This is a genomic window from Flavobacterium anseongense (assembly GCF_021608185.1).
Taxonomy (GTDB): Bacteria; Bacteroidota; Bacteroidia; order Flavobacteriales; family Flavobacteriaceae; genus Flavobacterium; species Flavobacterium anseongense.
On the sequence record NZ_JAKIHN010000014.1, the window covers coordinates 20,055 to 27,233 of the forward strand.

Consider the following 7,179-nt stretch of genomic DNA (forward strand, 5'->3'; position numbering starts at 1 on the left):
TGTCAGAGGAATGTTTTGATTTGGTTGAACCAATGAAAATTATATCATCCCTAAAGGGATTTTCTCTATTGTTCAATATTCATTTTCTACCCGGATTTAATCCCTGACGGGATTTTTTAATGTTTAGTGATTGGATTTTTTTTAAATGTTGGGCAAAATAGCCAGTCAAATCCCTTTAGGGATTTAATATTGGTAGAAATTTGACGGTGTAATTGAATCAATCCCGTTAGGGATGATATCTTGTGAAAACATTGCGTGTCTTTAGCCCCGATGGGAGTGGCATCCTTTTTATAAATTGCCACTGGTTTAACCGTGGCAATTTATAAAAAGATATAGCGGACAGCGGGAAGAGAAGTGAAAGAGGAGGCTGAATGTGTGCTCCTAAAAAAACCGACTCAAATGAATCGGTTTTTAATTTTTTGAAATTATTCTATCGGTTTTTCGGCAACGAATAAATAATAAATTCCGACTAATATAAAAGGAATACTCAACCATTGTCCGGTTGAAAGCAGTCCGAAAGTTTCTTCGATACCGCCTTGGCTTTCTTTTACATACTCAACTACAAATCGAACTGACCAAAGCAGGATAAGGAAATAACCAAACAATAAACCGTGTTTTTCAGCAGTTTTTGTTTTCCAATACAAGAAGAACAGTATCAAAAACACAAATACATAGGCAAAGGCTTCATACAATTGTGCCGGATGTTTTGCCGGAACTTTTGCTAAAAGTTCGGTATATTTTGGGTCGTTTACAAGCGCGTGATAGGCATCGTTTACATCAGAAATTTTAGTTGCATTAACTACGTCTCTCGAAGAATAATAATCTCTTACAAATCGAACTCCAAACGGTGAATCGGTTATTTTACCAACAATTTCGGAGTTGAAAAAATTTCCAATTCGAACAAAAATTGCACCACATGCTACCGGAATTACAACTCTGTCCAGCACCCAAAGCAATGGTCTTTTGATTATTTTTTTGCTGTAATAATACATGAAAATTATAATGGCAACAGCCGCACCATGACTGGCTAATCCCTGAAAACCGGTAAATTCGAATTTTGGACTAAATCTAAACGGAAGTAAAATTTCTAATAAATTATTTCTGTAATATTCCCAATCGTAGAAAAATACATGACCTAAGCGGGCACCTAGTAAAGTCGCAATAACGGTCCAAATGAATAAGGTGTCTAATTTTTCAAGTGATTCTTTTTCTCTAACGAAAATATGCTTCATGATGTACCATCCAAGTCCGAAGGCTATGACGAACATCAAGCTGTAAAAACGGATAGTAAAAAAGCCAATATTTATTCCTTCTGATGGATTCCAGATCATGATTATTTTGGTATGTTAAAGTGTAAAAATATGAATTTGTGCCAAAAGTCTATACAAATTAAGGAAACTTTAATGCGAACATTTTTTTCCGGGCACCGGATCGTAGCCATTTTTCCCCCAGGGATGGCATCTTAAAATCCGATGAACACCTAAATAAGTTCCTCTAAACGGACCGTGAATTCGCAATGCTTCAATGAAATAGCTTGAGCAGGTTGGTTGAAACCGGCAACTTGTTGGCATTAATGGAGACAGCACAATTTTGTAAAAATAGATGAGTACAAGTAAAGGTGCTATGGCGATTTTCTTCAGCATATTTTTATTAAACGGTAAAAGTAGTACCGTCTTTTCCGTCTTTTAACTGAATTCCGAGTACTAATAACTGGTCTCGAATCTGGTCTGACAAAGCAAAGTTTTTATTGGCCCGGGCTTCGTTTCGCATACTGATAAGCATTTCAACAACACCATCTAATTTCTCTGAATTATCGGCTGCACATTTTTCATCTTTAACTCCAATGATATCAAAAGTAAAAGTGTTTAAAGTTTCCGAAAGTGTCTTTAAATCGGTTGCAGTTAGCGTTTCCTTTCCGTCATTTATCAAATTGACAAAGCGTATTCCTTCAAACAAATTGGCAATCAAAATTGGCGTGTTGAAATCGTCATTCATTGCATCATAGCAACTCTGTTTCCAGGTTTCAACATCAAGCGTAGAAGCAGCAGCTGGCTGTAAATCTTTTAAAACATCAAGACCTTCCATCAATCGGTTAAACCCTTTTTCGGCCGCTAAAATTCCGTCGTTGGTAAAGTCGAGAATACTTCTGTAATGTGCCTGCATCATAAAGAAACGCGCCACATTTGGAGAAAAAGCTTTACTCAAAAACGGACTTCCACCCGAATAAATTTCACCCGGAAGCAAATTATTTCCGGTTGATTTCGACATTTTTTTGCCATTCAGATTCAGCATATTGGCGTGCATCCAATAGTTCACCGGACTTTTACCGGTGCAGGCTTCATTTTGTGCAATTTCACATTCGTGATGCGGGAATTTCAAATCCATTCCACCACCGTGAATATCAAATGTTTCCCCAAGATATTTGGTACTCATCGCTGTACATTCCAAATGCCAGCCCGGGAAACCAACTCCCCAAGGTGAAGGCCATCGCATAATATGTTCCGGTTCCGCTTTTTTCCAAAGCGCAAAATCCTGTGGGTTTTTCTTATCGCTCTGACCATCGGTATCACGAGTATTGGCTAGCATTTCGTCAATGTTTCTGCCGCTTAACTTTCCGTAATGATTGTTTTCGTTAAACTTTACCACATCAAAATAGACTGATCCATTTTTTTCGTAGGCAAATCCTTTTTCAATAATTTGATTTACGATTTCAATCTGCTCAATAATATGACCTGTTGCGGTTGGTTCAATACTTGGTGGAAGAAAATTAAACTTATTCAAAACATCGTGAAAATCAACAGTATATCGCTGTACAATTTCCATCGGTTCGAGTTGCTCCACACGTGCTTTTTTAGCTATTTTATCTTCACCATCATCGACATCATCTACAATGTGGCCAACATCAGTAATGTTTCGTACATAACGAACTTTATAACCCAAATGCAAAAAATACCTGAAAATCATATCAAACGACATGAATGTTCGAACATTTCCAAGATGTACATTGCTATATACGGTTGGTCCGCAAACATACATCCCAACATTTCCTGCATGCACAGGCTTGAAAACTTCTTTTTCTCCCGAAAGGGAATTGTATATTTTTAACTGATTGTCTTTATATAACTGCATAGTTTTAGAAGGATGCTACTGCAACCTGCCTGCCGGCAGGCAGGTCGGGGCTATTAAAATTTAGTATCTAATTGAATATAATCTAAAAATTCTCTTCTGGTTTGCTCGTCGTTGAATTTACCACCATATTCCGAAGTCACAGTACTACTTTCAATATCGCGAATACCACGGGAATTTACACAAAGGTGTTTGGCATCAATCACACAAGCCACATCTTCAGTTCCCAAAACCTGTTGTAATTCCTGAACAATCTGCATAGTCAAACGTTCTTGTACTTGTGGTCTTTTGGCGTAATAATCAACAATTCGGTTCATTTTTGAAAGTCCGACAACGGTTCCGTTTGAAATATAAGCAACGTGCGCTTTACCAATGATTGGCAACAAATGATGCTCACAAGTAGAGTAGAGGGTGATGTTTTTTTCAACCAACATTTCACCATATTTGTAGTTATTGGAAAAAGTAGAAGCTTTTGGCTTTCTATTTGGGTTTAAGCCACCAAAAATTTCCTTGACAAACATTTTAGCAACACGATTTGGTGTTCCTTTGATGCTGTCATCTGTTAAATCCATCCCAAGTGTATGAAGAATGTTTTCAACATCTTTTTTTATTGATTCAATTTTTTGTTCATCGGACAAAGTAAACGCATCATTTCTTACAGGGTTTTGAGCACTTGTTGCTATATGATTTTCGCCTAACTCATCACTATATTGGTCACTATTTATCATTAAAATCTTTGTTAATTCGGGTTCTGAAATAAAAAGCACAAAGATAAATAATTATAATTAATCTCTTGGGAATAGTTTTGTTAATTAAAAATTTTAGAAATTTTAAGATAATTATTTCTTAAAAAGACTTAAATTTCGCTGCTAAAAAAAATTGTTCCCAAAAATGAAAAAAAAATTACCACTACTACTTTTTGTTTTTTTATTTACGAATGCGCTTTTTTCTCAAAATTTAATTGTCAATGGAGGCTTTGAAATAGGTGGTTCCGGTGTTGGTTTTGTCACCAATGGAGCTGGTTATACACTTTTAAACACTCCTTATTCCGGCACAACTACTACAGGAAATTTTGCTTTCACTACAAACCCAAATTTAATTAATACTGCCAATTTTCTTCCAAGTGCTGATCATACATCCGGAAATGGAAAAATGCTCATTATTGATGGTAATACAACTGCGGGAAATCCAAGATTTTGGAAAGCAGGTAATACAGGAGCGGGAATTACAACACTAACAATAGGAACTACTTACAGATTTAGTTATTGGATTAAATCGGTTTCCAGCTTAGTTACAGGTCCGGCATCGCAAGCTGACATAGGAGTGCAGATTACCGGTGGAACAGCCACTTTAGTATCAGGAAGCACATTGGCACCATTACCGGCAATGGGATGGAGACATGTTATCTATTCATTCACCGCTACTGCTACAACAGCCACTATTGAGTTATGGAATAACAATACAAGCGCATCGGGTAATGACTTTGCGGTTGACGATTTTATGCTTACGGATGACCTTATGGTTACCTATAATGTTACAGATGGATTATGTGCTACTGCTAGTGATGGTTCTATAACAGTTAATGGTTTAGGTGGTACATTGCCTTATACAAATTATACGATTACAGGACCGGTAACTTTAAGTAATGCAACTGGTGTTTTTGCCGGAGTTCCTCCCGGAATTTATACAGTTTCCGTTACAGATAGTGCGCTACCAACACCTGCTACAGTTTCAATGGGAAATGTTGTTGTTGGTCCAAGTTTGACAACAAGCAGCAATGTGGCAGTTTGCGTTGGAAGTTCAACTACGTTAAATGTTAGTGGAAGTTCCAATCCATACACATGGACCGCAGCTCCGGCAGATGCAAGTTTGACAACACCAAACGTGCCTAACCCAACGGTAACGCCAAATAGTACAACTGTTTATACTGTTTCATCTACCATTGGAGCGTGTACCGTAACAAAATCAGTTACTGTAACAGTAAACCCTTTACCAACGGCTAATATTACAGGAAATGCAACTATATGTCCGGGAAATACGGCTGTCATTACTATCACAGGAACGCCTAGTTCCAGTGTTACGTTAACGAATAATTTAGGAAATACCTATGCACCATTTATTCCTGCTTCAGGAACTCTTTCATGGACTACTCCGGTTTTAAATGCAACAACCGTTTACACACTTGTAAGTATCAAAAATTTTGCTACCGGTTGTCAAAGAAATTACACAGGAGTGACTGTAACAATTACCGTTGTTCCGAATGGTTGTGCTACTGTTGGAACTATTCCGGGACCATCAAGTTTACCACTAGATTTGACTTTATGTACAACAGGAGAATGTAGAGTTATACAGGCAAACATTTCGGATGTACCGGGTACTTCGACTTATGCAGCTACTTCAATACCATATTGCCCTTATCCATTTACAGACCCGAGCTATAATGTTGTTCCTATTACTGGTGGAGATGATTTTTGGTCAGATGTAATAAATTTACCTTTTAACTTCTGTTTCTACGGACAGAATTATACTTCATGTAACGCGGGAACCAATGGTTTGTTGACATTTGTACCAAAGACACCGGGATCATTTTGCCCATGGCCATCGACAAGTGTTCCGATATCGGGACAAAACCAGTCCCAATCAATTTTTGGAGTATATCAGGATACAGATATGGCAATACCACCTGCGGCTGCAGATCGTCAGGTAAACTGGGTTCTTCAGGGGACGTATCCTTGTAGAAAGCTTATCGTTAATTTTTACCATTTAGGTCAATGGAATTCCACTGCAACTAATCCGGGACTTCAAACATCTCAAATCGTTTTATATGAAGTATCAAATATTATTGAAGTATTTGTTCAAAGAAGAGTTGCAGGTTCACCTTGGGCAGGTTCCGGAGCAATAGGTTTGATTGGTGGTACACCAGGACAATGGGTTGCTGCTCCGGGAAGAGATACAGGAAACTGGTCAGCCACTTCAGAGGCTTGGCGTTTTACACCAACAGGGCCACCTGTTCCGGTTGTTATAAACTGGTTACAAGGGACAACACCAATTGGTACAGGAGCAAATATAACAGTTTGTCCAACTGCTACTACAACCTATACAGCTAATGCAGTTTATAATGTTTGTGGTGTGCCACAAACGGCAACTACATCGGTAACACTGAACGTTAATCCGGATTTAACAAATTCACCGGTTGATATTACGCAATGTGTTACTACTTTCGATTTAACAACAAATGCAGGTGTTATTTTAGGGTCTTTAAACCCAACGGATTATGATATATCATACCATTTAAGTGCCGCTGATGCAGCTACTGTTTCTAATCCGATTGCAAATCCAAATGCTTTTGTAAGCTCCGGTCAAACTATTTATGTGGCAATTTATTTGAATGCCTATGGATGCACCGTTGTAAAACCTTTTAATTTAATAGTTTCTTGCGGAACGATATCTCCGGTCCCTGATTTGTCTCTTTGTGAGAGTTCATTAGGTAGTGGAACAGCAGTATTTGATTTGACACCTCAAACAGCCATAGCTTTAGGCAGTGAGCCGGCTTCGGATTATACATTTACTTATTATACCTCTCAGGCAGCCGCTAACGCAGGCATTGCGGGGACAGAAATAAGCCCGATAAATAGTTTTGTTGGAACAAATCAGACTATTTATATTCGAATGCAGTATAATGCTAATCCAACAATATATTATACAACAGATTTTGATCTTATTGTCAGATCCATTGCCAATGCAGGTTTAGATGGTAATACGACCGTTTGTGAAACTAATACAGCTCCGATTAATTTATTTAGCTTAATCTCAGGTGAGCAGGCAGGAGGAGTATGGACGAGAACAGGATCAGGAACCGGAGGAACTTTCGATGCCACAACGGGAACATTTACGCCAGCCGTGGGCGCTACTACATCTACATTTGAATATACAGTAACCGGAATAGCACCTTGTGTTAATGATACCAGTGTGGCTACAGTGAATATTATTCCACAGCCAATAGCCGGTTCAGATGGAGGAATTGTAATTTGTGCCTCTAGTGCTACACCGATT

Annotated in this window: 5 protein-coding genes; 1 reads left to right on the forward strand and 4 read right to left on the reverse strand. The window is 38.2% G+C overall.

Going from position 1 to position 7,179, the window contains the following annotated elements; genetic code table 11:
* Nucleotides 1-425: 425 nt before the first annotated feature.
* The 4 genes from lgt to folE all read right to left on the reverse strand — a co-directional run bounded on the left by lgt (nt 426) and on the right by folE (nt 3,854).
* On the reverse strand, nt 426-1,331 hold the full coding sequence (gene lgt, locus L1S35_RS13085) for a prolipoprotein diacylglyceryl transferase (protein WP_236401429.1): 906 nt from the start codon (nt 1,329-1,331) through the stop codon (nt 426-428).
* Between the two features lie 69 nt (nt 1,332-1,400).
* Nucleotides 1,401-1,643 (reverse strand): membrane protein insertion efficiency factor YidD, encoded by a 243-nt coding sequence (yidD, locus tag L1S35_RS13090; protein ID WP_236401431.1) that lies wholly within the window; start codon nt 1,641-1,643, stop codon nt 1,401-1,403.
* A 7-nt stretch (nt 1,644-1,650) separates the two neighbouring features.
* Nucleotides 1,651-3,129 (reverse strand): cysteine--tRNA ligase, encoded by a 1,479-nt coding sequence (gene cysS / locus L1S35_RS13095; protein ID WP_236401433.1) that lies wholly within the window; start codon nt 3,127-3,129, stop codon nt 1,651-1,653.
* A gap of 53 nt (nt 3,130-3,182) precedes the next feature.
* Nucleotides 3,183-3,854, reverse strand: coding sequence for a GTP cyclohydrolase I FolE (folE, locus tag L1S35_RS13100; protein WP_236401435.1), 672 nt, complete (start codon nt 3,852-3,854; stop codon nt 3,183-3,185).
* Between the two features lie 163 nt (nt 3,855-4,017).
* Here folE and L1S35_RS13105 point away from each other — a divergent pair.
* On the forward strand, nt 4,018-7,179 hold a 3,162-nt coding region (locus L1S35_RS13105), incomplete at its 3' end, for an FIDD domain-containing protein (RefSeq protein WP_502538684.1).

Excerpts from the sequence above, each read along its gene's own strand:
- folE (WP_236401435.1), bottom strand. The coding sequence starts at position 3,854 with ATGATAAATAGTGACCAATATAGTGATGAGTTAGGCGAAAATCATATA.
- cysS (WP_236401433.1), bottom strand. The coding sequence starts at position 3,129 with ATGCAGTTATATAAAGACAATCAGTTAAAAATATACAATTCCCTTTCG.
- lgt (WP_236401429.1), bottom strand. The coding sequence starts at position 1,331 with ATGATCTGGAATCCATCAGAAGGAATAAATATTGGCTTTTTTACTATC.
- yidD (WP_236401431.1), bottom strand. The coding sequence starts at position 1,643 with ATGCTGAAGAAAATCGCCATAGCACCTTTACTTGTACTCATCTATTTT.